Source organism: Niveispirillum sp., from assembly GCF_052437035.1.
Classification (GTDB): Bacteria; Pseudomonadota; Alphaproteobacteria; order Azospirillales; family Azospirillaceae; genus Niveispirillum.
The window spans coordinates 507,147-530,657 of record NZ_JBQVOH010000002.1 but is presented as its reverse complement, the minus strand read 5'-3'; the positions used below and the strand labels follow the sequence as shown (position 1 = coordinate 530,657).

Here is a 23,511-nt window from a genome sequence, read left to right as displayed (position 1 = left end):
GGACGGTGAAGGGACGGCCCCCAAAGGGTCGTCCCTTTTTTTATGAGCTTTTTGTACGGCCTACACGGGCAGGTCGGTTCGGCACGGTATCGACAATTCCTTATTCTGCGGCGACCTGACCAGAGTGGAGGCCACACAAACACCGCAGAACAGAACCAAACCGTAAAGCGCCAGGATCACCTGTGCCGGCACAACAAAGTTCAACTGCGGCACGGCACCCAGCAGCATGGCAGCGTACCAGGACACGCCCGACAGGATGCCAACCGACAAGAACAGGAGCTGACGCTGCGGGGTTTGGCTGGAAAGGAATACGCACCCAACAGAGGCCCGCAACTGAGGCAAGACCACGGCATGGATGAAAAAGCCGTTTATGGACAGGACCATCACAATGGCGATCTTTGCCCAAACCTTGGGATTTTCCAGGCGCGGCGGATCGAACGCCGCGTAGAAGCACAGAAACCCCAGCCCCGTCAGCCACAAGATGGCCAATCCAGCCGTTACCATGGAACCAGCCGTCTCGGCCAATTCGGACAGGGCCGGCGTCACCGGACGATGACGCGAGCGCACAAGGAACACATCCAGCAATGTCGCGCTGCCAAGGCCCAACACGAGGCCGACGAAATGCAGCACCCGAAGGCCGATATGTAATGCCTGAGACAGGTCAGGAGAGACCGCGGCGAAATTGGCGTCGAACATGACCACCCTCACTTTCTAGACCTGTGACAATTCTGGCCAGATTGACCAACCGTGCCGCTTCTGTTGCTGTACGGCGGGTAGGTCACTGGGACATATGGATTAGCACTGTCAGGAAGTTGCTTAACAAGCCGCTGGGATTGCATATCGTCATGAAGCCAATTCATAGTCCGGCGCTGGACCTGAACCTTGTCAAAGTCTTCGATGCTCTGCTCGAGACGCGCAATGTGTCCCGCGCAGCAGAACTTCTGGGGGTCAGCCAATCGGCGGTCAGCCATTCTCTGTCACGGCTGCGCATCATGATCGGCGATCCCTTATTCGTGCGCGCCGGCAACAGGATGGAACCCACCGCCCGGGCCCAGCGGCTGGCCGAGCCCCTGCGCGACGTCTTGCTGGGTGCCGCCAAAGCGCTGACGGTGGAGGAGGATTTCAGCGCGGAGCGGGAAGAAAGGACCTTCACCATTGCCGCGCTGGACAGTCTGCTGGCACTGCTGCTGCCGGGTGTGGTGCAGGACGCGGCGCAGTTGCGCGTGTCCATCCTGGTGAAAAGCCTGTCACCGATGGACACGCTGGAAGGCCTGGATGAGGGGACGATTGATCTGGCCATTGGCCCGTTCCCCCGGCTGCGACGCTGGCATGAATCACATTTCCTGTATCAGGATAATCAAATCTGCCTGTTCGACCGGCGACTGGTGCCGGTTGAAACGCCGATCAGTGCGGCGGACTATGTCCGCTATCCCCATATCATCCCGTCCATCGGCGATACGCTGACCAGCTTTGTCGATGAGAAGCTGGCCAAGCTGGGACTGCGCCGGCAGGTGGTGGCGGGATGCACCCAGTTTCTGGCCATTCCCTTCCTGTTGACCCAGGCCCCGACCATTGCCACCCTGCCCGCCCGTCTGGCACAAATCGCGGCCCCTGCGCTGGGCCTGACCGTCAGCCCGCCACCCTTCCCGTCGGAACCCGTCGATGTCCTGATGGCCTGGCATCGCCGCCATAGCGGCTCTCCCTCGCATTTGTGGTTGCGCAAACGTATCCTGCAAACGGCATCCGGCATGGAAAGCCTGGAAAGCGCTTCTTCCTGATCGCTGGATTGAACATCCCAACCGAACGGCCTCCCGATGACAGCTGCCGATATCCGCCTGTCCACCCCTGCCGATATTGCCGCCACCCACCGCGTCTGGCGGGCGGCGGTGGATGCCACGCATGGCTTTGTCGCGGCGGCGGATATCGCGTTCTATGAGCATCTGCTGACCACGCTGTACCTGCCGCACAAGCCGCAATGGCTGGCCCTGTCGCCGACAGGAGAGGTGCAGGGCTTTATCGGGCTGGAGGGGCCGAAGATCGAGGCGCTGTTCGTGCATCCCACTTGGCACCGGCATGGCGTGGGCCGGCGGCTGATCACCCATGCCGTGGCGTTGAACGGGCGGTTGATGGTGGATGTGAACGCGCAGAATCCGGGGGCCGTAGAGTTCTATGCGGCGCTGGGTTTCATGGAGATCGGCCGGTCGCCCGTCGATCAGGCTGGAAAACCCTATCCGCTCATCCATATGGCAAGGGTGTGAAACGGAGGGCGCGATGACACAGACATTTCCCATCACCCGCAGCGACGAGGAATGGCGCCGCATCCTGACGCCCGATCAATATCGGGTGATGCGGGCGCATGGGACGGAACGGCCCGGTTCCTGCGGCCTGCTGCGGGAAAAGCGGCCTGGGCGGTTCTGCTGTGCCGGCTGTGGCCAGGCTTTGTTCCAGTCGGGGGACAAGTTTGAAAGCGGCACCGGCTGGCCCAGCTTCAACGACCCGTTGCCGGGATCGGTCGGCTCTACCGTCGACCGGTCGCACGGCATGGTGCGGGTGGAGGTGCATTGCAGCCAGTGCGGTTCCCACCTGGGGCATGTGTTCCCGGATGGGCCGCCGCCCACCTATCAGCGCTATTGCATCAACGGCGTGGCGCTGGATTTCGTGGCGGATTGAGTTTTTCCGCCGCTTCGCGGATCAGGTCGGCGGCGTCGATCAGGCCACGGTCGCGGGCCGCCTGTTCGGCACTGATGCCGTCCTTGTTGACGGCGCGGGGATCGGCACCGTGGGCCAGAAGGAAGTCGGCCATAGCGGCTGCTTCCTCCTCCCCCTCCGGCAGAGCGAACAGGGGCAGGATGGCGAATTTGGGGTGCGGGGCGTTGACCAGATCCGGTTCAGCGGCGAACAGGTCCGTTAGCCGGTCCACCATGCCTAGATAGACCAGTTCCGACACTTCCCGGCTGAGCGGAGCCAGGAAGGCGGCAATGTCGCGCCGACCGAAATGCGCGGCAAAGCCCATGGCGCCGCCGCCATAATCCGTGGCCGTGGGCCGGTCGACATCCGCCCCGCGCGCCACCAGCAGCTTCACCATCTGCAACTTGCCGCCCATCACGGCATATTGAATGGCCCGCTGTTCCTGCCTGTCGCCCAGATCGACCGGCATGCCCAGATCCAGCAGCAGTTCCACCACACCCAACCGGCCCTGCTGTGCCGCGCTGTGAAGCGGGGCCGGGTCGTGAAGGACTTGCGGGTGCGACAGGGCCAGGACGCGCGCCCGATCCCGATCCAGGGCCATGGAAGCTGCCTGGAATGCCATCGCCGGTGACAGATCAGGTTGGGGCGCGCCGTGGCGGGACAGAAGATCGGCCATGGCGCGGTGGCCATGGACCAGCGCCTCCACCATCAGCGGACGGCCCGAATAGGCATGGATGCCACCGGCATCCGCGCCATGGTCCAGCAGCCAGGCGGCCCGGCGCAGGTGATTGTACGCCACGGCATTGCCCAGCAGATAATCGATCACGGGCAGCGGGAAACGGCCCCCGATCCGGGGCTTCTCCAGCCGTTCCAGCCAGGCCGGCGTCAGGTCGCGTGCCGCACAGGCAGACCAGATGACATCCAGCCATTCCAAATCGTCCCGGCAGATGGAGGTGTTGTACAGCGCCTGCACGTCAAACGGGTCGGCACCGCGTTCCACCAGCAGGGCCGCCAGGGCACGGGCGTCGGGATGTGGGGGGCGGTCGCCCTCCCCCTGCCCGATCAAGCCGGTCAGAACCGTGAAGGCATTGCCCCAACCATCGTCGAAACGGGCATCGGGATTGGCACCATGGTCCAGCAGCAGGCGCGCCATCGCCACTCCCGCCCCGCCCGGCAGCCGCGCATAGGCGAGATAGAGCAGCGGTTCCCAGTTCAGCGGCCCCGCCCTGCGGTTCACCATTTCGGAATCAACGGTCAGCCGCCGTGCGACGGCATCGATGCGCCCGTGCAGAATATCCATCAGGAAATCCCCCGCACCGACATCGGGCCAGCGCGCCAGGATGCGGGCCGCTGCCGCCCGGTCGCCACCATCCCAGGCAGCGCGCAGGATGGTGTCCACCAGCGACGCCTGCGACTGCCTTGTGAACGTGAAGTCGGCCACGGCCTGTTTCAGGCCGGTCCAGCCCGACAGGCCATATTCGCGGGCCAGGGCGAACTGCACATCGCGCAGACCCGGATCGGATGGGGCCTGAGGCGTGATCGCGGTCAGGCGGGCGTGGGCGGCGGCATCGCCGGCGCGGATGGCCTTCAGCCAGCGCTTGGCCTCACGCCGCAAAATGTCGAGACTGGTTGCTGGGGTCAGCTTGCGGGACATGGTTCTTCCTTCCCATGACGCCCTTGTCCGCTGAAACGGGCGGGAGGAAGCGGATCGACAGCGCGAACCACTTTCACTTGGGTGGAAGCTTGCTTCCTTGCCGCGGACAGGAGGCGCCCCAGCGCGCACTGTCCCCAGCATCGGGGATCATACGGGCGCCGTCAACGGTCTGACGACGCCCGCAGAGCCTCACTTCGTGCGCAGCACGCCGCTGATCGGTTCAGGCAGCACATCGACCCACTGACCATAGGTCGGGTTAGGGATGACAATCCAGCGGGTGTTCCACAGATCCTCATGCTCCGCCGCGATACGGGCGCGGGCGGCGCTGTCATCCTTGCGCGTCACGCTCATCATGTCGCTGAACTGATCACCGAAGGACATGACGATGCGGTGGGTCTTGATGACCTCCTGACGGCGCGGGGCCTTGTCACTGGGCCAGCCATTCTGGCCTTTCAGCATCAAATCTTCCGGCGCCACGGGCCCCAGGCCGACAGCGTTCAGGTTGGCCAGCGTGTCGGCATGCTGCGGGCACGGATCGCCGGGGCTGGCGGCGCGGGGACGGCATTCGCGGTTGGTGATATAGACCACACGCACCTTGTTGCGGCGCAGTTCCTTCACGAAATCGACGGCACCGGCCATGGGCGTGGCGGCGCGTTCGCCAACCCACTGATCCCACTGGCCCAGATCAAAATTGCGGGTACCGGACAGGATGGCGCGGGCCTGATGCGGGCTGTTGTCCAGCACCGTCTCATCCACGTCGAAAATCGCGGCGGGCGGCTTGCCCTTGCCGCCATCGGTCTGTTCCAAGGCCGACGATCCCGGCTTCTTCAAGGCTGCCGGCAGGCGGATGGCGGCCAGGGCATAAGCCTGCTTCGACAGGCGGCGCAGTTCCTCTGCCTGCTGCATATACAGCGTGGCCAGCAGGCGCGGATCATCCTCCGGCCCCGGCTTGGCCACCACGGGCGCCGGCGGCGGCGCGACCGCGACGGGGGGCGGCGGGGCCTTACCGTCGCGGGCGGCGATATTGACGGAACAGGCGGACAGGGCGACGGCGGATGCCGCCAGCAGCAGGACGCGGATGGATCGCATGTTCATTGCACTTTTATGACGGTCGATTGATCGCCGACAATGCCGCGCCCATCCGGCCCTGTCCAGTATCCTGGACCGTCAAATCGCCTTGCTGTGGCGCCCCCCATCTGGGTCCAGATGCCGGTCGAACAGGGCCGCCACGGACCGTACCAGCGGTCGTGCCGCGTCCGGAACGACCAACCGCGTGCCATGCAGATGGGCGACCCCGTCACCGGCCAGATCGGCCAGGGCGCGGGCGTCGGGCATGATGGCCTCCTGCGTTGTGTCAAAGGCAGCAGCCACCTTGGCCAGATCGACATCGAAACGACACATCAGCGCCTCGATCACGGTGGCCCGCAACTTGTCATCCAGGCTCATCCGGTAACCGCGCGCGGTCGCCAGACCATCGGCCTCAATGGCCTTCAGATAGGCCGGCAGGGCCAGGATATTGGCGACATAGCCCTGCGGCAGCTTGCCGATGGCCGACGCACCGAAGGCCAGCAGCATATCGGATTCATCCGTCGTATAGCCCTGGAAATTCCGGCGCAGCGTGCCCTGTTCGGCGGCGATGGCAATGGCATCGTCGGGGCGGGCGAAATGGTCCATGCCGATACGGTCATAGCCCAGCGCCATGACCGCCATCTCCATGGCCCGCAACTGCGCCACCCGTTCATCGGCATCAGGCAACGTTTCGATATCGATCCGGTTTTGGTGTGCCTTGAAACCCGGCATATGGGCATAGCCGAAGATGGACAGACGGTCGGGGTTCAGGCTGATCGCCTGTCGCACCGTTTCCACACACGACGCCACGCTCTGGCGTGGCAGGCCATAGATCAGGTCCAGGTTGATGCCCTGGATACCGGCGGCGCGCAGGCTGGTAACCGCATTCTCCGTCATGCCGAAGGGCTGAATGCGGTTGATGGCGGCCTGGACGTCAGGATCGAAGCTTTGCACGCCCAGCGAGGCGCGGGTGACGCCGACATCGGCCAGCGCCTCCACCATGTCGGCACTGAGCGTGCGGGGATCGATCTCGATGGCGATTTCCGCGTCAGGCGCAATACGGAAGCGGGTGCGCAATTCGGCCATCAGAGCGCGAAACCCCTGTACCGGCAGCAGGGTCGGCGTGCCGCCGCCAAAATGCACATGCCGTACGACGGGACCGTCTGGCAGCAGGGCCGCCACGCTGCGCAGTTCCGTCGACAGGGCCGCCAGATAGGACCAGATCGGGTCCTCGTGCCGCACCACACTGGTGTGACAACCGCAATACCAGCACATGGATTTGCAGAAGGGCAGATGCAGGTAGAGCGACAGGGACGAACCGGGGTCCGTCTCCCGCAGCCATTGCCGATAGGTATCCGCCGTCACGGCATCGGTGAAATGCGGGGAAGCCGGATAGGAGGTGTAACGGGGCACGCGCTGGTGACGGTATTTGGCGACAAGGTCGGGACGCATGACGGAACCTCTGGTGCGGCTTCGGTCGGATCGCGGATGGGCCGAACATTGCGCCCGCCGCACCGATGACGCTTTGATCCATCGCAAATGCGGGCACTTCGCGCGGCATGACGGCCTTGCGCAGAAAGCCGGCTTTTGCCACACAGGGTGCCATGCCTGATCTTTCGCACGAACTTCGCCTGGGCCATGGCCCGGATTTCCTGGTCTGCGGTGTGGACGAGGCGGGGCGCGGCCCGCTCGCCGGTCCAGTTGTCGCCGGTGCCGTCCTGCTGCCCCATGACGCCATCCCCGACTGGTGTGCCGGCATCAATGACAGCAAACAGGTCAAGCAGGCGCAGCGCGAGGCGATGTTCGAACGCATCATCGCCAATGCGCCTTTCGGCGTCGGCATCGCGTCGGTGGAGGAAATCGACGCGGTGAACATTTTACAGGCCACTTTCCTGGCCATGGCCCGCGCCGTGGACGAACTGGCCGCGAAAACCGGTCGCATGCCCTCACTGGCCCTGGTGGACGGAAACCGTCCGCCCAGGCTTCGTTGCCAAGTGGAAACACTGGTCGAAGGCGATGCGCTGTCCCTGTCCATCGCGGCGGCGTCCATCGTCGCCAAGGTGACGCGGGACAAGATCATGGGGCAGTTGGCGCTTCAACACCCCGGATATGGTTGGGAACGCAATCAGGGCTATGGCACCGCCGCCCACCGTGCCGCCATCAAAAGCTTAGGTCCGACGCCCCATCACCGGCGTTCTTTTGCACCAGTTTCCGAACAACTCGCTCTAACTCTCTGACTCTTCTGACTCTTCCAAAATTTTTCTGTTGACGGCGACTCGGGGCCGAATCATTGTCGGCGAAATTCCCCTCCCGAGTCGGCGGCCAAAATCATGAATGATAAACTTGCGACCAACCGGATTCTTGTCGGTGATTGCGTTCAGCTGATGCGGGATATGCCCGCCGGTTCGGTCGATGTGGTCTTCGCCGATCCGCCCTATAATCTGCAATTGAACGGCGACCTGATGCGCCCCAACCATACCCGCGTCGACGGGGTGGACGAGGACTGGGACCGTTTCCAGGATTTCCAAACCTATGACCGCTTCACCCGCGACTGGCTGGATGCGGCGCGCCACACGCTGAAAGATGACGGCACCTTGTGGGTGATCGGCTCCTACCACAATATCTTCCGTGTCGGCGCCATTCTGCAGGACCTGGGTTACTGGGTGCTGAACGACATCATCTGGCGCAAGTCGAACCCGATGCCCAATTTCAAGGGCCGCCGCTTCGCCAATGCCCATGAAACCCTGATCTGGGCGTCCAAGTCCAAGGACAGCAAATATTACTTCGCCTATGAGGCGATGAAGGCGCTGAACGAGGATTTACAGATGCGGTCCGACTGGACCCTGCCGCTTTGCACGGGTGGGGAGCGGTTGCGCGACGAGACGGGCCAGAAGGCGCACCCGACGCAGAAGCCGGAAAGCCTGCTGTTCCGCGTGCTGATGTCCTCCACCAAGGTGGGCGATACCGTCCTGGACCCGTTCTTTGGCACGGGCACCACCGGCGCCGTGGCCAAGCGCCTGCGCCGCAAATGGATCGGCATTGAGCGCGAGCATGAATATGCCCGCCTAGCCAATGACCGCATCGCCCAGGTCGAAGAGGTGGCGGAGCCGGAGCTGCTGGAGGTCACCAACAAGCGCAGCCAGCCGCGCGTGCCGTTCGGCAACCTGATCGAACGCGGCTTCCTGAAGCCCGGCACTATGCTGTTCGACAATCGCCGCCGCCATATCGCCAAGGTCCGCGCCGACGGCACCCTGGTGGCACAGAACCATCTGGGCGAACATAAGGGTTCCATCCATCAGGTGGGTGCCGCCATGCAGGGCCTGCCGGCCTGCAATGGCTGGACCTTCTGGCACTTCCAGCGCGAGGGTGCCCTGGCCCCCATCGATGTGCTGCGCCAGCAGGTGATCAGCGAGAAGCACTGATTTAAATAGAGGCTACGGGCCCAAAGCCCGTCCCCTCCCCCTATTTCATCCAGTCATTATTGCCATTCCACCCCCGCCGGCCCGCGCCGGCGGGGGTTTTTGCATCTTATGCATACCTGCATCGCTATGTGATGCAAATCACGCATGCCAAGTCAGGACAGGCGTAAATCGTTCGTCAGCGGACATCCCGGCCCCGATCCTTGTCCATTTCCGGACAGTCGCCGCCCCGATGTTGTCGCAATCCAAACCACTTATCGCCAAATTCACCACTATCTAACCATCAAAGCTTCTCGACTGCCCGTGTATTTTCCAGAATGTGCCAAAATCCCACTTGGCACGCCCTTTGCTGATACAGGGTCATCGAGAGACACGAACCTACGGAGATGAAAATGACCGACCTGACCAACAAGATCGAAGCCGCCGACGACAACATGCTGAGCAGCTTCCTGGCCTCCCTGCCGGCAGTTTCCGACCTGATCGAAGCCACGACGGCCCTGGCCATTGGCGCCCTGCTGACGCTGGCCCTGCACACGATGCTCTGATCCGCCGCCCCGCACACATTCCTGAAAGAAAGAGAAAACCATGTCCGCCTATCTCAACGCCGCCGCCCACGACACCAACGACGTTCTGTCCGGTTTCCGCGCTTCCCTGCCCACGCTGAACCATGCGGTTGAAGCTGTCGCCATCATCGCCGTCGCCGGCTTCATGGCTGTCCTGCTGAACGCCCTGTTCTGATCCCCCCCACCCGCCTGAAGGAGAATTTCCCCATGTCCGCCATGATCAACGCCGCCGCCCATGATGCCGATGAAGTCCTGTCCGGCTTCGGTGCCTTTCTGAAGGATGGCGTCAGCGCATTCGAAGCCGCCACGGTCCTGTCCGCCGCCGCCTTCCTGACTGCGATGCTGAACGCCCTGCTGTGATCCCCTCCCTCCCCCCTGCATTCAGCGGACGGGGGGAAGGGAGTGGCCGGGATGGCCCGGCCCGATGGAACCGCTGACCGCCGCATCGCCGGCACCGGGGCAGCCTCAAGGCGCCCACCCACCAAAGCCCCCATCCTGCGCGACCGCCGATCACGGCCCTTCCGCGCAGCCGCACAGCCCGCCCATCCGGCGGGCTTTTTGCGTTTCAGGACCGTTGCGACGCGAACACATGGCCGGCCTGCATCGACATCCGTGTAGCGGAAAACGGCTGCCCCACCAGCAGCGTCCACAGGCGGACAGGGCCGCCATCATCGCTGTTCATTTTCGGACAGCTCAAGCCCATATCCGGTCGCAATTTCGACCACTTATCGCCTTGTACGCCATTTTGTGGGCTGAACTGCGCCAATCACCCGTTTTATTTTCCAGAATGTGGCCAAAACGCACTTGGCACACCCTTTGCTGATACAGGGTTACCGAAAGACACGAACAGATGGAGATGAAAATGACGAACCTGACGAACCAGATCGACGCCGCCGACGACAGCATCCTGAGCACCCTGTTCGCCTCTCTGCCCACGGCGGCCGATCTGATCGAAGCGGCGACGGCACTGGCCATCGGCGGTCTGCTGACCCTGGCACTGCACACGATGCTCTGATCCGCAGCCACGCGAAACACCACCGGAATTACGGAGAAACCCCATGTCCGCCTTTATCAACGCCGCCGCCCATGACGCCGATGAAGTCCTGTCCGGCTTCGGCAACTTCATCAAGGATGGTGCCAGCGCCTTTGAGATTGCCACAGTCCTGTCGGTTGCCCTGTTCCTGGCCGCCACGTTCAACGCGCTGGTGTGATATCCATCTCCGCGCCTGCCGGCATGGGCAGGAAGCTGGTCGGGATGTGACCCGACACCTCGCGCGGGATGCGCAGAATGGCCACGGTGCCGCGCCCCGGCACACTGTCGATGACGATATTGCCGTTCAAACGCTGTGTAACCTGGTTGAACGCGACATGCAGACCCAGACCCATGCTGCCCGATGCGCGGCGGGTCGTGAAGAACGGGTCGAAAACCTTTGGCAGGATATCGGGCGGAATGCCGGCCCCATGATCCTGCACCGCAATTTCCACCACCATTGAATCAAGCCGCCGCGCCTGCACCAGGATGCGGCCCGGACGGTCGGGCGCATAGGCATGGTCGGCGACATTGGTCACCAGATTGGTGAGCACCTGCGCCAGGGCGCCGGGATAGGTGTCCATCTGAACCGAGGCGACATCCAGCTCCAGCCGATTGCCATTGCCGGTGACACGGGCCCGGACCAAGGACATGATCTCGGTCAGGTAATCATCCAATTCAAAGATGCGGCGTTCGTCACTGCCGTGATCAACCGCGACACCCTTGAAGGTGCGGATCATGTCGGCGGCGCGGACCACGTTGCGCTGGGCCAGGGTCGCCAGATCCTGGCCATTGTCCAGCGTTTCGGTCAGGATCGCACGGGTCAGGCTGCCCCGCTTGATCAGGTCGCGCAAATGACGGACGCTGTCATTCAGCTGTGACACAGCCGAAAGCGTGACACCCAGCGGCGTGTTCACCTCATGCGCCACCCCGGCGACAAGCTGGCCCAGGGCCGCCATCTTTTCTTGCTGCACCAGGCGCTGCAACGCCTCCCGCGTTTCGGCCACAGCCCGGTCCAACTGTTGATACGCCTCCGCATTGGCCATGGCGATGGCGCCATAGGCGCAGATGGTGCGGAAAATCAGTAATTCGCGGGGGCCATAGGCATCGGGCTTGTCGCTCTGCACCGACACCACCCCCAGCACCCGATCCCCCAGGGTCAGGGGGCGGAACAGGACCGTGCGCATATGGCGGGTTCCGGGCACGGAGTTGGGGTTGTTCCGCTCCCCCCAGGCCACCAGGATTTCCTCGCTGTCGCGCACGCAGCGCGCGGACAGATTGTCGGATGCCAGCGGCACCTGACGCGACGGCAGGCGCCTGCCATCCTCCATCCGGTACCGGATGTCGATGACCTCGTTGGCCTCGTCCTTCAGGCCCACGAACAAGGTGCTGGTGGGCATCAGGTCGTGCAGATGGCGCGACAATGTTGTGAAGACAGACTCGCTGTCCAGCCGCGCCGTGATCTCCTGTCCGATGACGCCCAGGCGGGCCAGCGTCTGGTTGGCACGGTCCAGTTCGGTGGCGCGGGCCGCCTCCGCCTCTGCCAGACGGCGTTGGTTCTCCGCCTCAGCCTTGGCCTGGGCGGTATCGAACCGGATCTGCATGGCCTGAATCCGATCGGCATTCTGCCGGTCGAAATTGCGCTGCCAGTTCTCGCGGGCTCGCCGCTCATAGGATAGCGCCTTGCGGAAATCTCCCACCGCCTCATAGTCGCTGGCCAGTTCGGTATAGATCTCGGCCCGGATCAGCAGCCCACTGAGGCTTTCGCCCAGCGCGATGGCCTCCTCCATGGTCGCGATGACGGCCTGCATGTCCGGCGTCGCGGCGGCACGCCGCACAGCGGCACGCACGCAGATCGCCTCAATCTCATAATAGGGGTTCTTCTGATCGGCCGCCTGCTGTCGCACATGGTCAGCCATCGCGGCGGCCGCTTCCAACTGACCTGACTGCAATAAGGCGGTGGCGACCCCCACCCCATGCGGCAGTTCCAGATCGGGATGGCCCAGTTGCCGCGCGATGGCCAGCCCCTTTTCGAACCAGGACAACGCCTCTTCCGGGGCCTTCATCTCAAGGCACAGACCGCCCAGGGCATTGTAACTGATCACATGCCGCCGGATGCTGCGCAGCGGCCCCAGATAAACCAGGGCATCCTGAAACAGGCGGCGCGCACGCTCATGCTGGCCCAGACCGGTGGTCGTTTCCGCCATCGAGGCCAGGGAATTTCCGATCACCTCCGGCCAACCCGTGGGGGCGGCAAGGCTGTAGGCCTTCTCCTTCCAATCCAGCGCCGTGGACAGGTCGTAAAGATTGGCAAAGGCCGAGCCGGTCATCATGGCCAGATGCACGGAAAGCCAGACGGCCCCCGCCGCGCCGGCATTTTCAAACCCGGCCTGCCAAATACGGATGGCGGCGGGAAAATCACCCCGCAAAAAGGCGACCCCGCCACGGAACGCCGCCATATAGGCCAGCACGCCCGGATGCGCCGGCAGCAGTTCCTCCTGCAACACATCCAGCCATTGCCGGGCGGCATCATCAAGGTCTTCATATTGCCGCTGATAGGCCAGCCGGCATTTGACGGCGGCAAGCCGCAGATGATCATCCGCCGCTTCGTAAAAGCTGATCGCGGCGTTGAATTCCTTATGGGCCTGCGCATTCGCGCCGGACATCAGATGGATTTCAGCCCGGATAAAGGCGCTGTCGCCACGACCACGCTGATCCCCGAAGGCAGCGAAACACTTGTCCGCCTCATCAACGGCGTCCATCGCCTCGTCAAAGCGGGCCTGCAGGCGCAGACATTCGGATTTGGTAAGCAGCAGCCGGCCGTCATAGGGCTCAGGCGTGGGGCCGGGACGTGGGGGCACCGACAAGAGCAGTTCCTGGGACCGCGATGGGTCCCGCTGCCGCAGATACCAGGCAAGGACGACAACATCCAGCCAGCCAGCGCCTGCTTCACCCGCACGCAGTTCTGCCGCAGCCACGTCGCTCGGCAAGCCGAAAAAATCAATCTGCATGCCGGAAACAAAGTCGCGCACAGATCAGGTACCCCGATATTTCACGTTCTGATCACTTCAATGCACTGGCTTTAGCAGGCGTTTCATCTGGCCTCCAACGCGCAAGATGGCGCGGGAACAGGTTTAACCCGTTCCCGCGCCTTACTCTTTTACTTCTCCGTCACGTGTTGCTCAAGCGCGTCGTGCTGCTCGGCGACGTCGTGTTGCTCTGCCGCGTCATGCTGCTCGGCAACGTCGTGCTGTTCCGCCGCGTCATGCTGCTCGGCAACGTCGTGCTGTTCCGCCGCATCATGCTGTTCGGCGACGTCGTGCTGCTCTGCCGCGTCATGCTGCTCGGCGACGTCGTGCTGTTCCGCCGCGTCATGCTGCTCGGTAACGTCGTGCTGTTCCGTCGCGTCATGCTGCTCGGTAACGTCGTGCTGTTCCGTCGCGTCATGCTGCTCAGTCACGTCGTGCTGTTCCGTCGCATCATGCTGCTCGGAAGCGTCCTGCTTCCCGGCGCTCAGCATATAGTCCCACTGTGACGGAGCAACCGGGGCGCCGCCGTCAACCGGGTCATGCATTTCCTTGGCATCGTGCAGTTCCGATGCGTCATGCAACTCCTCCGGATCGTGCATTTCCGAGGCGTCGGCGCGGACGGGCTTCAGCGGCGTGACGGCGATTTCGCGCGGCGGGGCCTGATCGGCGGCCATGCCGGGGCGCACGATCTGAAGCGACACGGCATGCAGGGCCGGCGCCTTGCGGCCAACCAGGGCCGCCTTTTCATCCTCCGTCAGGCCCGCGAACAGGCTGACATAGGTCTTGGGATCGCGGCGGAAAGCATCGGCAGCACCGGGATTGCCGGCCATCTGCGAGAGGATGCGGTACAGCGCCTTGGAGGTCTGACGCTCCCGCCCACCCAGCGGCTCGCGGCCAAGACGGGCGATGGCATCCATTTCGAACGGGCCGTAATCGCCGGTCGGGCTGACCGGAAGCTGGTCACCGGTCCGGGTGCGGTCAGCCGGACGTTCGATGCCCAGCCGTTCGGCCATATCCGGATCGATGGGCAGAATGTCCTTGGGCGGCAGATAGAAGCTGCAGGCCTGATGCACCGATGCGCGGACAGCCGGATCGCGATAGGCCTTCAGCGGGCGGCGGATGATCTGGCTGTCCAGGCCGGGGAAGGTGGCGCCGACATAATGATAGGTGGGGTGGTTCTCGCCATAGATCTCGATCAGGCGCTCGAACAGGATGGCGCGCTTGTTGTTCTTGAAGCCCTTCACCGAATAATAGCTGTCACCCACGGAGCCGACCTGCAACAGCACGACATGGCTAGAGGTCACGACAGGCCGGTTGCGCAGCAGCAGGTCACCGGCATCCAGGATCTGGCAGCCATTGACCGACGGATCGATGCGCAGATCGGCAAACAAATAGTCGGTGGAGGAAATGCCGGGCAGCATCTCCGTCCGGTGGCCTTCCTTGCGCGCGATATTCAGGGCGCGGCGGGCGGGCGACACGAAGAAACCCGGATGGCCGTAGAACACGGCGGTCACGCGCTTGCCCTCGCGCACGGCACGCAGGATCAGTTCGGCCATCTGCACATAGGTGATCAGGCGGCGCTTGTCCTCGCCATAATGCAGAGCCAGATTATAGGAATTGGGGTTCAGTTCCCGGATGAAACTGGCCGTGACACCATCGGGAACACCAAAGAACACGACATCGGCATCACGGATATGGCCGATGGCCTCCTGCGTGAAATGCGAGATCGACCGGATACCCGTGCCGACGACGGTCAGGCTGCCATGGGTCTGGCCGGTCACAATCGGCTTGGACAGATCGAAGGAATTGGGCATCGTCCTTGGTCCCCCTGGGTACGTATCTGAGGTTGGTCAATTTCCAAACGGGCTACGCCGAAGGCGCCATGACCCTAACGCATTCGAGGCATGAATGCATGCCGCAAAATTAGAGCGAGTTGCAATGCGATACATCTCAGATTTGTTACCAGTCATTGGGTTAGATCCCATGTACGCGCGCACACCAGTAAAAGTCATTCCATGATGAGTAGCATGGCGCAATCAACACACAGCGGCCCGCCCCCGGTGGCGATCATCCTGGCGGGTGGTCTTTCCAGCCGCATGGGCGGTGGCGACAAGGGCTTGCGGCTGCTGGCGGGGGAGCCGCTGCTGGGCCGGATCATTGCGCATGTCCGGCGGTGGGGTGATATTGTCCTGCTGTCCGCCAATGATGATGCGGAGCGTTTCGGTCATGTACCGGGGTTGCCCCCCCTGACGGTGGTGGCCGACACGGTACCGGACCGGCCAGGGCCATTGGCTGGGATATTGGCTGCCATGGACTGGACCGCCACACACAGGCCGGACCGTACACATATCCTGTGCGTGCCCTGTGACACGCCCTTCCTGCCCGCCGATCTTTATCCGGCACTGGCGGCTGCGTTGACCGGCGGCGGGGCAGTGGCCATGGCGGTGGGGCCGGATGGCATCCGGCACCCGACCGTCGCCCTGTGGCCCGTCAGCCTGCGCGAGGACCTGCGCATCGCCCTGCGGGACGAGGGGCTGCGCAAGGTTGGGATCTTTGCCGCCCGGCATGGGCGGGTCGACGTCCCCTTCCCCGCCGGTCCGGACGGCATCGACCCGTTTTTCAATATCAACGGCCCGGACGATCTGGTCCGGGCCGAAGGGTTTATTCGTAGCGCAGGGCCTTGACCGGCTTTTCCACGGCCACGCGTGCCGCATGTCCGGCCACGGTGGCCCAGGCGATCACCATGGCCCCCAGACCGGCAACCAGGAACAGCAGCGGGTCCAGGTCCACACGATAGGCGAACCCCTGCAGCCAGCGGTTCAGCCCGTACCAGGCAACGGGCCAGGCGATCAAGTTGGCGATCAGCACGGGGCGGGAGAACTGCCAGACCAGCAGCCGCACCAATTGCAGGACGGACGCGCCCAGCACCTTGCGGATGCCGATCTCCTTCGTCCGTCGTTCCGCCGTGAAGCTGGCCAGGCCGAACAAGCCCAGGCAGGCGATGATGACGGCCAGCCCCGCGAAGGCCGCGAACAGCTTGCCCTGGCGGATATCGTCGGCATAGAGCAGTTCCACGCGTTCATCCAGGAAATGCCGGCGCGCCGGGACATCGGGCACCATCTCCCGCCACAGGCTGTCGATGCGGTTCAAGGTGGCCGACACGTCATCCGGACGGATGCGGACCATCAGCACCCTCGTTTCCAGCGGTTCCGGGTGATAGATGGTGGCAACCGTGCTGTTGCGGGCGGATTTATACTGAAGGTCGGTGACGACGCCCACCACCTGCAAGGTGATGTCGCCTTCATCCTGTGGATAGTTGATGGTGCGTCCGATGGCCTCTGCCGGGCTGCCCCAGCCGAACTGCTGTACCGCGGTCGCGGAAATGATGGTGGCGGCCGTCCGCCCCTCCTGGCGGGTACCTTCGGGCAGAGACTTGATTTCGTCGGTCCCGCGCACCTTGTCAAAGCTACGGCCCGCCACCATGCTGGCGCCCAGCGTTTCGAAATAGCCGAAATCCACCGGCTCAGTCCGGATGGTCACGGTTTCATTCTGTCCGCCCGTGATGATGCCGTAGGTCGAGGTCCGTTCCGACGAGTCCGATGGGGCCCAGGGCGCGCCGGCCACGGAGACCACTGCGGGATCGACCAGCAGCCGCTGTTTCATCGCCTCCAGCTTTGACTTTGCGGCTGCATGTTCAAAACCGCGCAGCAGAACGATATTCTCCTTGTCGAAGCCCAGTTCCTGGCTGCTGGCATAACGGGTCTGTTCCAGCACGACCAGGGTGCCGACCGTCAGGCCGATGGCGACCGCGAACTGTGCCACGACCAGGGTGGCGCGCAGCCGCCCGCCACCGACACCGGCAGATTTGTTGGACCGCAGCACCTGCGACGGTCGGAACCCCGACAGGACAAAAGCCGGATAGATCCCGCCCAGAAGGCCCAGCAGCACGGACAGACCCAGGGTCAGCGCGCCCAGCAGACCCATCCCATGAAAGGCCGAGTCCATCTTGATGTCCAGGGCCGTCTGGAACGGCTCCAGCCCGACCTCCACGATGGCCATAGCCAGCAGGCCGGCCAGCAGGGTCAGCAGCAAGCTTTCGCCCAGAAACTGCAAGATGATCAGGCGGCGCGGCGCGCCCAGCGTCTTGCGCAGGGCCACTTCGCGGGCCCGCATGGTGGCGCGCGCCGTGGCCAGATTGACGAAATTGATGGCTGCGATCGCCATGATCAGAGCCGCCAGTGCCACAAGGCCGGAAATGACGGCCATGCTGGTCCCGGTGCCACCCGGAAGCGGATGGGTGCGGATATCCAAAAGCGGCTGCAGGCTCAGGTCGGCACGATATCCGCCATCCGACCCCGGCGTCGTGCTGGGGCGGACCCTCGCCAGAAAGTCCTTCAGGTTAGCCTTCAGCCTTTGCACATCAGTATCGGGTGCCAGTTGGAGATAGATTTGCAGCCAGTTATTTCCCCAGTTATCCCGCTGCCGTTCCAGGTAGGGCAGCGGTGTGGAAATGGAGATCAGGGCCTCGACCTCGCCCGTCACATTGGACGGCGGGTCCTTCATGACACCCGTGACCGTCAGGGCACGGCCATCGACAAGGGTGATGGTGCGGCCCTGCGCGTCCTGGTCGCCAAAGATTTTCGTCGCCAACGCCTTGGTTAGAACCGTGCTGTTGGGTTGGGACAGGGCCGTGCGCGGATCGCCCGACAGGAAAGGCCAGTCGAACAGGCGCAGATAATCCACATCCACGGCATTGAAAGTGACATAAAGGCTTTCATCCCCGCGCCGCACGATTTCGCGCGTGCGGCCCGATCGGACAATGGTCTCGATCTCGGGGAATTCCTGCTTCAGGGCCGCTGTCATAGGCATGGACATGGCCGAATGGGTCGCGGGCGGACGGCCCGGCAGATGTTCGGTCCGCACAAGACGCAGGGTCCTGTCCGCATCCGTGAACATGCTGTTGTAAGACAGCTCATGCCGCACAAAGACCGTGATCAGCAGGGCCGCCGCCAGTCCGGCGGCCAGCCCCAGGACATTGATGCTGGTATAAAGCTTGTGGCGCAGCAGGTTGCGCAGCGCCACCATGATCCAGTTCCTCAGCATATCCCCTGCTCCCCCTTATTCATACCGCAAGGCGCGAACCGGCTTTTCCGCGGCTACCCGCGCCGCATGGCCCGCAACCGTGGCCCAGGCAATGACCAAAGCCCCCAACCCCGCCGCCACGAACAGCAGCGGGTCCAGCGCCACACGATAGGCAAACCCCTCCAGCCAGCGGCTGAGCCCGAACCAGGCCAGCGGCCAAGCGACCAGATTGGCGATCAGCACGGGGCGCGAGAACTGCCAGACCAGCAGACGCACGAGATCCCCGACACTGGCGCCCAGCACCTTGCGGATGCCGATCTCCTTGGTCCGGCGTTCGGCGGTGAAACTGGCCAGACCGAACAGGCCCAGGCAGGCGATGATCACGGCCAAACCGGCGAAGGCCGCGAACAATTTCCCTTGCCGGACATCCAGCGCGTAAAGCTGCTCAATCCGTTCATCCAGGAACTGCCGGCGCACCGGCACCTCGGGCACCATCTCCCGCCACAGGGCGTCAATGCGGTTCAGCACGGCAGGTGCGGCATCGGGCCTGATCCGCACCATCAGGGTGCCGATCTGGCCCTGGTCGATCTGATAGACGGATGCGACGGTACGATCGCGCGCCGTGCGGTATTGCAGGTCGTCGACGACGCCGACGATGGTCAGGGTCACGTCACCCTCATCCTGCGGATAAAGCAGGGTGTGGCCAATGGCATCCTGCGGACTGGCCCAGCCCAGCTGCCGCACCGCCGACAGCGACAGCAGGGCGGACGCGGTGCGGCCCTCCATCCGCTGTCCCGACGGTACATCGGCGGCGGCTTCGGCCCCGTATTTCTCATCAAAGGTGCGACCGGCCAGCAGCCGGGCACCCAACGCTTCGAAATAGCCGTAATCGACATTGTCGGTGCGGATGGTGACGCTGGCATTCTGGCCGTCATCGGTACGGCGATAGGCGGCGGTGGTTTCGGCCCCGTCGGACGGAACCCAGGGGGCACCCGCCACCGCGACGACACCGGGATCGGCCAGCAGCCGCTGTTTCAGGGCGGCCAGCTTGGGCTTGGCCGCCTTGTTGTCGGCACCGCGCAGCAGCACGACATTATCCTTGTCGAAACCCAACTGCTGGCTGCTGGCATACCGTGCCTGTTGCAGCACGACCAGGGTGCCGACGGTCAACGCGATGGCCACCGCAAACTGTGCCACCACCAGAATGGTGCGCAGCCGCCCGCTGCCGGCATTGCCCTTGCTGTTGCCGCGCAGCACATGGGCGGGCCGGAAGCCGGACAGGACCAGGGCCGGATAGAGGCCGCCCAGCACACCCAGCACGAAGGACAGACCGGCCACGATGACGGCCATGGCCCAAAGCTCACGATAGGCGGGATCGATGGCGACCGACATGGCATTCTGGAACAAAGGCAGCGTCACCTCCACCAGGGCCAGGGCCATCAGGCCCGACAGGAAGGTCAGCAGCAGGCTTTCCCCCAGGAATTGCAGCACCAGCAGCCGGCGCGGCGCGCCCAGCGCCTTGCGCATCGCCACCTCACGGGCCCGCATGCTGGCCCGCGCCGTCGCCAGATTGACGAAATTCACCGCCGCGATGGCCAGGATGACGGCAGCCAGCGCCGTCAGGCCGGAAATGACGGCCATGCTGGTCCCCTCATCATCGGACAAGGGGGCCGTGTGGACATCGCGCAGTTTCTGAAGCGTCAGGACGTTGCGGTCGCCCTGGCTTTCATCCTCCACCGCGTTGGGATTGTTCCGGCGCACGAAGTCGGGCAACGCCGCCTCCAAACGTGCGACATCGGTACCGGGAGCGAGGCGGACATAAGTGTCGATCCAGTTCCAATTCCAATGTTCCCGCGCCCGGTCGATGGAGGGCAGCGGCGTGGACAGGGCGATCAGCGCCTCTGGCCGGTGGGTGACGTTGACGGGCGGGTTTTCAATCACACCCGTCACGCGCAGGGTGATGCCGGACCCCAGCTCGATGGTCCGGTCCAGGACATTGGTGGTCCCGAACAGCTTTTCCGCCGTCGCCACCGTCAGAACGGCGCTGTTGGGCTGCGTCAGGGATGATGAAGGATCACCGGACAGGAAGCGCCAGTCGAAAATGTCGAAATAGTCGGGGTCCACGGCGGAGAACAGTTGATAAAGACTGTCCCCGTCACGGCGTACCACCTCCCGCACGCGGGCCACACGCACGGCCTGCACCACCTCCGGGAAGCTCTGTTTCAAGGCGGGGGCCAGGGGGATGGCCTGTGACGCCGTCGGTTCCGGCGCCCGGCCATTGATCAGCAGGATGCGGTTGAGCCGCCAGGTGCTGTCGACATTGGCGAACCGGTCATTGAACGACAGCTCATGCCGGACGAACACAGCAATCAGCAACGCCGCCGCCAGCCCCGCCGTCAGGCCCAGGACATTGATCGCCGTATAGAGCCTGTGGCGCATGAGGTTGCGCACCGCCACCATCAGCCAGTTCCGCAGCATGGCCCCTCTCCCCTATTCATAGCGCAAAGCGCGGACGGGCTTTTCTGCCGCCACCCGCGCCGCATGGCCCGCGACAGTGACCCAGGCGATGATCAAGGCACCCAGACCGACACCGATGAAAATCAATGGATTGATGGAAACCCGGCTGGCGAACCCTTCCAGCCACAGGCTGACCCCGTACCAGGCCAGCGGCCAGGCGATCAGGGTGGCCAGCAGCACGGGCCGTGAGAATTGCCAGACCAGCAGGCGCACGATATCGGCCACACTGGCCCCCAGCATCTTGCGGATGCCGATCTCCTTCGTCCGCCGCTCTGCCGTGAAGGCGGCCAGACCGTAAAGACCCATGCAGGCAATGATGACGGCGAGGCCGGCGAAGGTGGCGATCACTGTCCCCTGACGCGCCTCCGCCTCGTACAGGCGGTCGATCGTCTCGTCCAGGAACCCGCGATATAGTGGGGTGTTCGGCGCCAGTTGCCGCCAGACATCGCCCACCGCCGCCAAGGTCGCCTTCTGATCTCCGGGCAGCAGCCGCAGCAGCATCGCCCCGAACTGCGACTGGTCGATCACGAACAGGGCGGCTTCGGCTTCGACGCGCGCAGAGCTGAACCGGAAGTCCTCCACCACGCCGACAATCGTCAGTATCTGTTGACGCGCGGGTTCACCAACCACACCACCCCGTAACTGCTGCCCCAATGCCGCCGCGGGGTCACGGACACCCAGCTTCGGCAGCATGGCCCGCGTCACGACAATATTGGCCTCCGCCCTTTCGTGCGGTTCGTTCGGCAGCCTCATGATGTCAGGCCCATGTGCCCGGTCGAACAGGCGCCCTGCCAGCAGGGTCGCACCCATCGTTTCCAGGTAGCCGAAATCAATGGCTTCCTTGCGCAGATGCACTGTCGCTGTCTGACCCGGCAGACGGAAACCCATGCTTGCCTTCGATCCCCCTGCCGGCGCCCAGGCGGAGAGGGCGACCGACTTCACACCGGGAAGACGGCTCAATGCATCCCTCAATGCCTCAAAACGACCGGCCCCACCGTCGGTGGGCAGGCGATTGATGATCAGAACATTCTCGCGGTCAAAACCCAATTGTTGCGTCGCTGCAAACCGGGTTTGATGCAGGATGAACAACGCGCCGATGGCCAGCACGATGGCGATGACGAATTGCGACACCACAAGTGCCGTGCGCAGCCCGCCCCCTGCCGCCGGCATGCCTTTCGCCCCCGTGGCCACGCCTGTGCGTGACAGGACCAGGGCGGGGTAAAGGCCCGCGACAAAACCCACCAGCGGCGGCAACAGCAGCAGACCGGTCAGCAGCGCCCGATCCGCGAACGGATCGGCCGGCACATCGATCTTCAGCAGCCGCAGAAGCGGCAGGATCAGTTCGGTGGCCGGCAGCGCCAGGGCACCCGCCAGACTGGCCAGCACAATGGATTCCGTCAGGAACTGCATGGCCAGCCCGGCACGTTTGGCACCCAGCGTACGGCGGATGCCAATCTCCCGCAGGCGCAGCCCAGACCGTGCCGTTGTCAGATTGATGAAATTGATCCCGGCGACGAGCAGGACCAGCATGCCGGTCAGCAGCATTCCCTGGATAACCGGCATCGGCGTTCCCGCCTCTCCCGCCACCGGGTTCGTGCGGATGTCGGTCAGGGGCTGCAGCGCAAGTCTGAAAGTGTAGATACCTTTGGCGTCGTCGGGTGACCGATAGTCAGGCACCAGGGACGGCAACAGCGTATCAATCTGCCTTTCCAAAGCCGCCACATCCACACCGGGACGCAGCAGCAGGTAGGTGGTGAGCCAGGAACTGTTCCACTGCCCTTCCCGTTCGCGAAACTCCCGATCCGCCTGATCGCTGACGCTGGTCGCAATCGGGGTCAGAAGACCGGCCCGCAAGCTGGAATTGCCGGGTGGGTCCGCGATGATACCCGTTACTGTCAGGGTGCGACCGGATTTCAGCCGCAGTACCTGCCCCATCGCCTCGCCATCGCCGAAATATTTCCGGGCGGTGCTTTCGGTCAGGACGGCATCACCGGGCCGGGCCAGCGCCAAGGTCGGATCACCCTTCAAGAAAACCAGATCGAAGACCTGAGGATAGTTCGGATCGACCCGCAAGGCGGCCTGGGTGAACACCTGTCCGTCGGCCCGTTCGACAGAGGTCAGGAACGGGATGGTGCGGACAACCTGCTCCAGGTCGGGCAGACGCTCCGCCAGGGCGGGCCCCACCGGCAAACCGGTGACACTTCCGAACCAGGGGGCCTGCCCGGACATGTATTCGATGCGGTTCACCCGCACGATGCGGTCGGCCTTTTCGTGATAGCCGTCGAAACTGGTTTCAAACCGGACAAGGGTGCCGATGATCATGCAGACGGACAGGCCCACGGCCAGGCCCACCACGTTGATCGCGGTATAGAGCCTGTGCCGCAGCAGATGACGCCACGCGATCAGAAGCCAGTTCCACACCATACGCCACCCCCTTCCCGGTCCCCCGCCAAGACGGCCC

The 23,511-nt window shown here is 63.8% G+C and carries 20 protein-coding genes; 11 read left to right on the top strand and 9 right to left on the bottom strand.

All coding sequences use genetic code 11. The features are described 5' to 3' along the window. Positions 1 to 60: 60 nt before the first annotated feature. The gene (locus ACT6Q8_RS07550) at positions 61 to 696 is read right to left on the bottom strand and encodes a hypothetical protein (protein WP_444734776.1); all 636 of its coding nucleotides are present in this window, start codon (positions 694 to 696) and stop codon (positions 61 to 63) included. Positions 697 to 845: 149 nt separating this feature from the next. Here ACT6Q8_RS07550 and ACT6Q8_RS07545 point away from each other — a divergent pair, with 149 nt between their 5' ends. From ACT6Q8_RS07545 to msrB, 3 genes are read left to right on the top strand one after another with little or no spacing between them, the layout of a single operon-like run. After that, positions 846 to 1,778 carry a LysR family transcriptional regulator gene (locus tag ACT6Q8_RS07545; protein ID WP_054169725.1) on the top strand — a complete coding sequence of 311 codons (933 nt, stop codon included), beginning with the start codon at positions 846 to 848 and terminating at the stop codon, positions 1,776 to 1,778. A gap of 36 nt (positions 1,779 to 1,814) precedes the next feature. Then, entirely contained in the window at positions 1,815 to 2,258 is a 444-nt protein-coding gene (locus ACT6Q8_RS07540) for an acetyltransferase (RefSeq protein WP_444734775.1), read from the top strand. A 13-nt stretch (positions 2,259 to 2,271) separates the two neighbouring features. After that, on the top strand, positions 2,272 to 2,670 hold the full coding sequence (gene msrB / locus ACT6Q8_RS07535) for a peptide-methionine (R)-S-oxide reductase MsrB (protein WP_444734774.1): 399 nt from the start codon (positions 2,272 to 2,274) through the stop codon (positions 2,668 to 2,670). Here the strand turns inward: msrB and ACT6Q8_RS07530 are convergent. The 3 genes from ACT6Q8_RS07530 to hemN form a co-directional block, all read right to left on the bottom strand. Further along, positions 2,636 to 4,342: an ankyrin repeat domain-containing protein gene (locus ACT6Q8_RS07530; protein WP_444734773.1), complete on the bottom strand. Its 1,707-nt coding sequence runs from the start codon at positions 4,340 to 4,342 to the stop codon at positions 2,636 to 2,638. The two genes, msrB and ACT6Q8_RS07530, sit on opposite strands and share 35 nt — an antisense overlap. A gap of 189 nt (positions 4,343 to 4,531) precedes the next feature. Further along, on the bottom strand, positions 4,532 to 5,431 hold the full coding sequence (locus ACT6Q8_RS07525) for a 5'-nucleotidase, lipoprotein e(P4) family (protein ID WP_444734772.1): 900 nt from the start codon (positions 5,429 to 5,431) through the stop codon (positions 4,532 to 4,534). A 78-nt stretch (positions 5,432 to 5,509) separates the two neighbouring features. Then, positions 5,510 to 6,862, bottom strand: a complete 1,353-nt coding sequence (hemN, locus tag ACT6Q8_RS07520; protein ID WP_444734771.1) for an oxygen-independent coproporphyrinogen III oxidase — start codon at positions 6,860 to 6,862, stop codon at positions 5,510 to 5,512. A 152-nt stretch (positions 6,863 to 7,014) separates the two neighbouring features. On the opposite strand from hemN, the gene ACT6Q8_RS07515 reads away from it, so the two are divergent. From ACT6Q8_RS07515 to ACT6Q8_RS07485, 7 genes are all read left to right on the top strand, one after another. Further along, positions 7,015 to 7,647: a ribonuclease HII gene (locus tag ACT6Q8_RS07515; protein WP_444734770.1), complete on the top strand. Its 633-nt coding sequence runs from the start codon at positions 7,015 to 7,017 to the stop codon at positions 7,645 to 7,647. 93 nt (positions 7,648 to 7,740) lie between these two features. Continuing rightward, positions 7,741 to 8,832 carry a site-specific DNA-methyltransferase gene (locus ACT6Q8_RS07510; RefSeq protein ID WP_054169695.1) on the top strand — a complete coding sequence of 364 codons (1,092 nt, stop codon included), beginning with the start codon at positions 7,741 to 7,743 and terminating at the stop codon, positions 8,830 to 8,832. 389 nt (positions 8,833 to 9,221) lie between these two features. Continuing rightward, a complete protein-coding gene (locus tag ACT6Q8_RS07505) occupies positions 9,222 to 9,374 on the top strand; it encodes a hypothetical protein (protein ID WP_156344790.1) in 153 nt (50 codons plus the stop codon). Positions 9,375 to 9,414: 40 nt separating this feature from the next. Beyond that, on the top strand, positions 9,415 to 9,567 hold the full coding sequence (locus ACT6Q8_RS07500) for a hypothetical protein (protein WP_444734769.1): 153 nt from the start codon (positions 9,415 to 9,417) through the stop codon (positions 9,565 to 9,567). Between the two features lie 32 nt (positions 9,568 to 9,599). After that, positions 9,600 to 9,752 (top strand): hypothetical protein, encoded by a 153-nt coding sequence (locus ACT6Q8_RS07495; RefSeq protein ID WP_444734768.1) that lies wholly within the window; start codon positions 9,600 to 9,602, stop codon positions 9,750 to 9,752. A gap of 502 nt (positions 9,753 to 10,254) precedes the next feature. Next, positions 10,255 to 10,407 carry a hypothetical protein gene (locus ACT6Q8_RS07490; protein ID WP_156344793.1) on the top strand — a complete coding sequence of 51 codons (153 nt, stop codon included), beginning with the start codon at positions 10,255 to 10,257 and terminating at the stop codon, positions 10,405 to 10,407. Positions 10,408 to 10,450: 43 nt separating this feature from the next. Continuing rightward, entirely contained in the window at positions 10,451 to 10,603 is a 153-nt protein-coding gene (locus ACT6Q8_RS07485) for a hypothetical protein (RefSeq protein WP_444734767.1), read from the top strand. On the opposite strand, the gene ACT6Q8_RS07480 is transcribed toward ACT6Q8_RS07485, so the two are convergent. Then, positions 10,587 to 13,433: an ATP-binding protein gene (locus tag ACT6Q8_RS07480; RefSeq protein ID WP_444739364.1), complete on the bottom strand. Its 2,847-nt coding sequence runs from the start codon at positions 13,431 to 13,433 to the stop codon at positions 10,587 to 10,589. The genes ACT6Q8_RS07485 and ACT6Q8_RS07480 overlap by 17 nt on opposite strands. Positions 13,434 to 13,582: 149 nt before the next feature. Then, the gene (locus ACT6Q8_RS07475) at positions 13,583 to 15,265 is read right to left on the bottom strand and encodes an SAM-dependent methyltransferase (protein ID WP_444739363.1); all 1,683 of its coding nucleotides are present in this window, start codon (positions 15,263 to 15,265) and stop codon (positions 13,583 to 13,585) included. 213 nt (positions 15,266 to 15,478) lie between these two features. Here ACT6Q8_RS07475 and mobA point away from each other — a divergent pair, with 213 nt between their 5' ends. Next, positions 15,479 to 16,135 (top strand): molybdenum cofactor guanylyltransferase MobA, encoded by a 657-nt coding sequence (gene mobA, locus ACT6Q8_RS07470; RefSeq protein ID WP_054166025.1) that lies wholly within the window; start codon positions 15,479 to 15,481, stop codon positions 16,133 to 16,135. On the opposite strand, the gene ACT6Q8_RS07465 is transcribed toward mobA, so the two are convergent. From ACT6Q8_RS07465 to ACT6Q8_RS07455, 3 genes are read right to left on the bottom strand one after another with little or no spacing between them, the layout of a single operon-like run. Beyond that, a complete protein-coding gene (locus ACT6Q8_RS07465) occupies positions 16,113 to 18,554 on the bottom strand; it encodes an ABC transporter permease (protein WP_444734764.1) in 2,442 nt (813 codons plus the stop codon). The two genes, mobA and ACT6Q8_RS07465, sit on opposite strands and share 23 nt — an antisense overlap. A gap of 15 nt (positions 18,555 to 18,569) precedes the next feature. Next, complete coding sequence (locus ACT6Q8_RS07460) at positions 18,570 to 21,011, bottom strand: ABC transporter permease (RefSeq protein WP_444734763.1); 2,442 nt, start codon at positions 21,009 to 21,011, stop codon at positions 18,570 to 18,572. A 12-nt stretch (positions 21,012 to 21,023) separates the two neighbouring features. Further along, complete coding sequence (locus ACT6Q8_RS07455; protein ID WP_444734762.1) at positions 21,024 to 23,474, bottom strand: ABC transporter permease; 2,451 nt, start codon at positions 23,472 to 23,474, stop codon at positions 21,024 to 21,026. Positions 23,475 to 23,511: the final 37 nt, after the last annotated feature.

Bases quoted from the DNA above. Each gene is read 5' to 3' on its own strand.
- ACT6Q8_RS07550 (WP_444734776.1), bottom strand. From the start codon at position 696: ATGTTCGACGCCAATTTCGCCGCGGTCTCTCCTGACCTGTCTCAGGCA.
- ACT6Q8_RS07545 (WP_054169725.1), top strand. From the start codon at position 846: ATGAAGCCAATTCATAGTCCGGCGCTGGACCTGAACCTTGTCAAAGTC.
- ACT6Q8_RS07540 (WP_444734775.1), top strand. From the start codon at position 1,815: ATGACAGCTGCCGATATCCGCCTGTCCACCCCTGCCGATATTGCCGCC.
- msrB (WP_444734774.1), top strand. From the start codon at position 2,272: ATGACACAGACATTTCCCATCACCCGCAGCGACGAGGAATGGCGCCGC.
- ACT6Q8_RS07530 (WP_444734773.1), bottom strand. From the start codon at position 4,342: ATGTCCCGCAAGCTGACCCCAGCAACCAGTCTCGACATTTTGCGGCGT.
- ACT6Q8_RS07525 (WP_444734772.1), bottom strand. From the start codon at position 5,431: ATGCGATCCATCCGCGTCCTGCTGCTGGCGGCATCCGCCGTCGCCCTG.
- hemN (WP_444734771.1), bottom strand. From the start codon at position 6,862: ATGCGTCCCGACCTTGTCGCCAAATACCGTCACCAGCGCGTGCCCCGT.
- ACT6Q8_RS07515 (WP_444734770.1), top strand. From the start codon at position 7,015: ATGCCTGATCTTTCGCACGAACTTCGCCTGGGCCATGGCCCGGATTTC.
- ACT6Q8_RS07510 (WP_054169695.1), top strand. From the start codon at position 7,741: ATGAATGATAAACTTGCGACCAACCGGATTCTTGTCGGTGATTGCGTT.
- ACT6Q8_RS07505 (WP_156344790.1), top strand. From the start codon at position 9,222: ATGACCGACCTGACCAACAAGATCGAAGCCGCCGACGACAACATGCTG.
- ACT6Q8_RS07500 (WP_444734769.1), top strand. From the start codon at position 9,415: ATGTCCGCCTATCTCAACGCCGCCGCCCACGACACCAACGACGTTCTG.
- ACT6Q8_RS07495 (WP_444734768.1), top strand. From the start codon at position 9,600: ATGTCCGCCATGATCAACGCCGCCGCCCATGATGCCGATGAAGTCCTG.
- ACT6Q8_RS07490 (WP_156344793.1), top strand. From the start codon at position 10,255: ATGACGAACCTGACGAACCAGATCGACGCCGCCGACGACAGCATCCTG.
- ACT6Q8_RS07485 (WP_444734767.1), top strand. From the start codon at position 10,451: ATGTCCGCCTTTATCAACGCCGCCGCCCATGACGCCGATGAAGTCCTG.
- ACT6Q8_RS07480 (WP_444739364.1), bottom strand. From the start codon at position 13,433: ATGCAGATTGATTTTTTCGGCTTGCCGAGCGACGTGGCTGCGGCAGAA.
- ACT6Q8_RS07475 (WP_444739363.1), bottom strand. From the start codon at position 15,265: ATGCCCAATTCCTTCGATCTGTCCAAGCCGATTGTGACCGGCCAGACC.
- mobA (WP_054166025.1), top strand. From the start codon at position 15,479: ATGGCGCAATCAACACACAGCGGCCCGCCCCCGGTGGCGATCATCCTG.
- ACT6Q8_RS07465 (WP_444734764.1), bottom strand. From the start codon at position 18,554: ATGCTGAGGAACTGGATCATGGTGGCGCTGCGCAACCTGCTGCGCCAC.
- ACT6Q8_RS07460 (WP_444734763.1), bottom strand. From the start codon at position 21,011: ATGCTGCGGAACTGGCTGATGGTGGCGGTGCGCAACCTCATGCGCCAC.
- ACT6Q8_RS07455 (WP_444734762.1), bottom strand. From the start codon at position 23,474: ATGGTGTGGAACTGGCTTCTGATCGCGTGGCGTCATCTGCTGCGGCAC.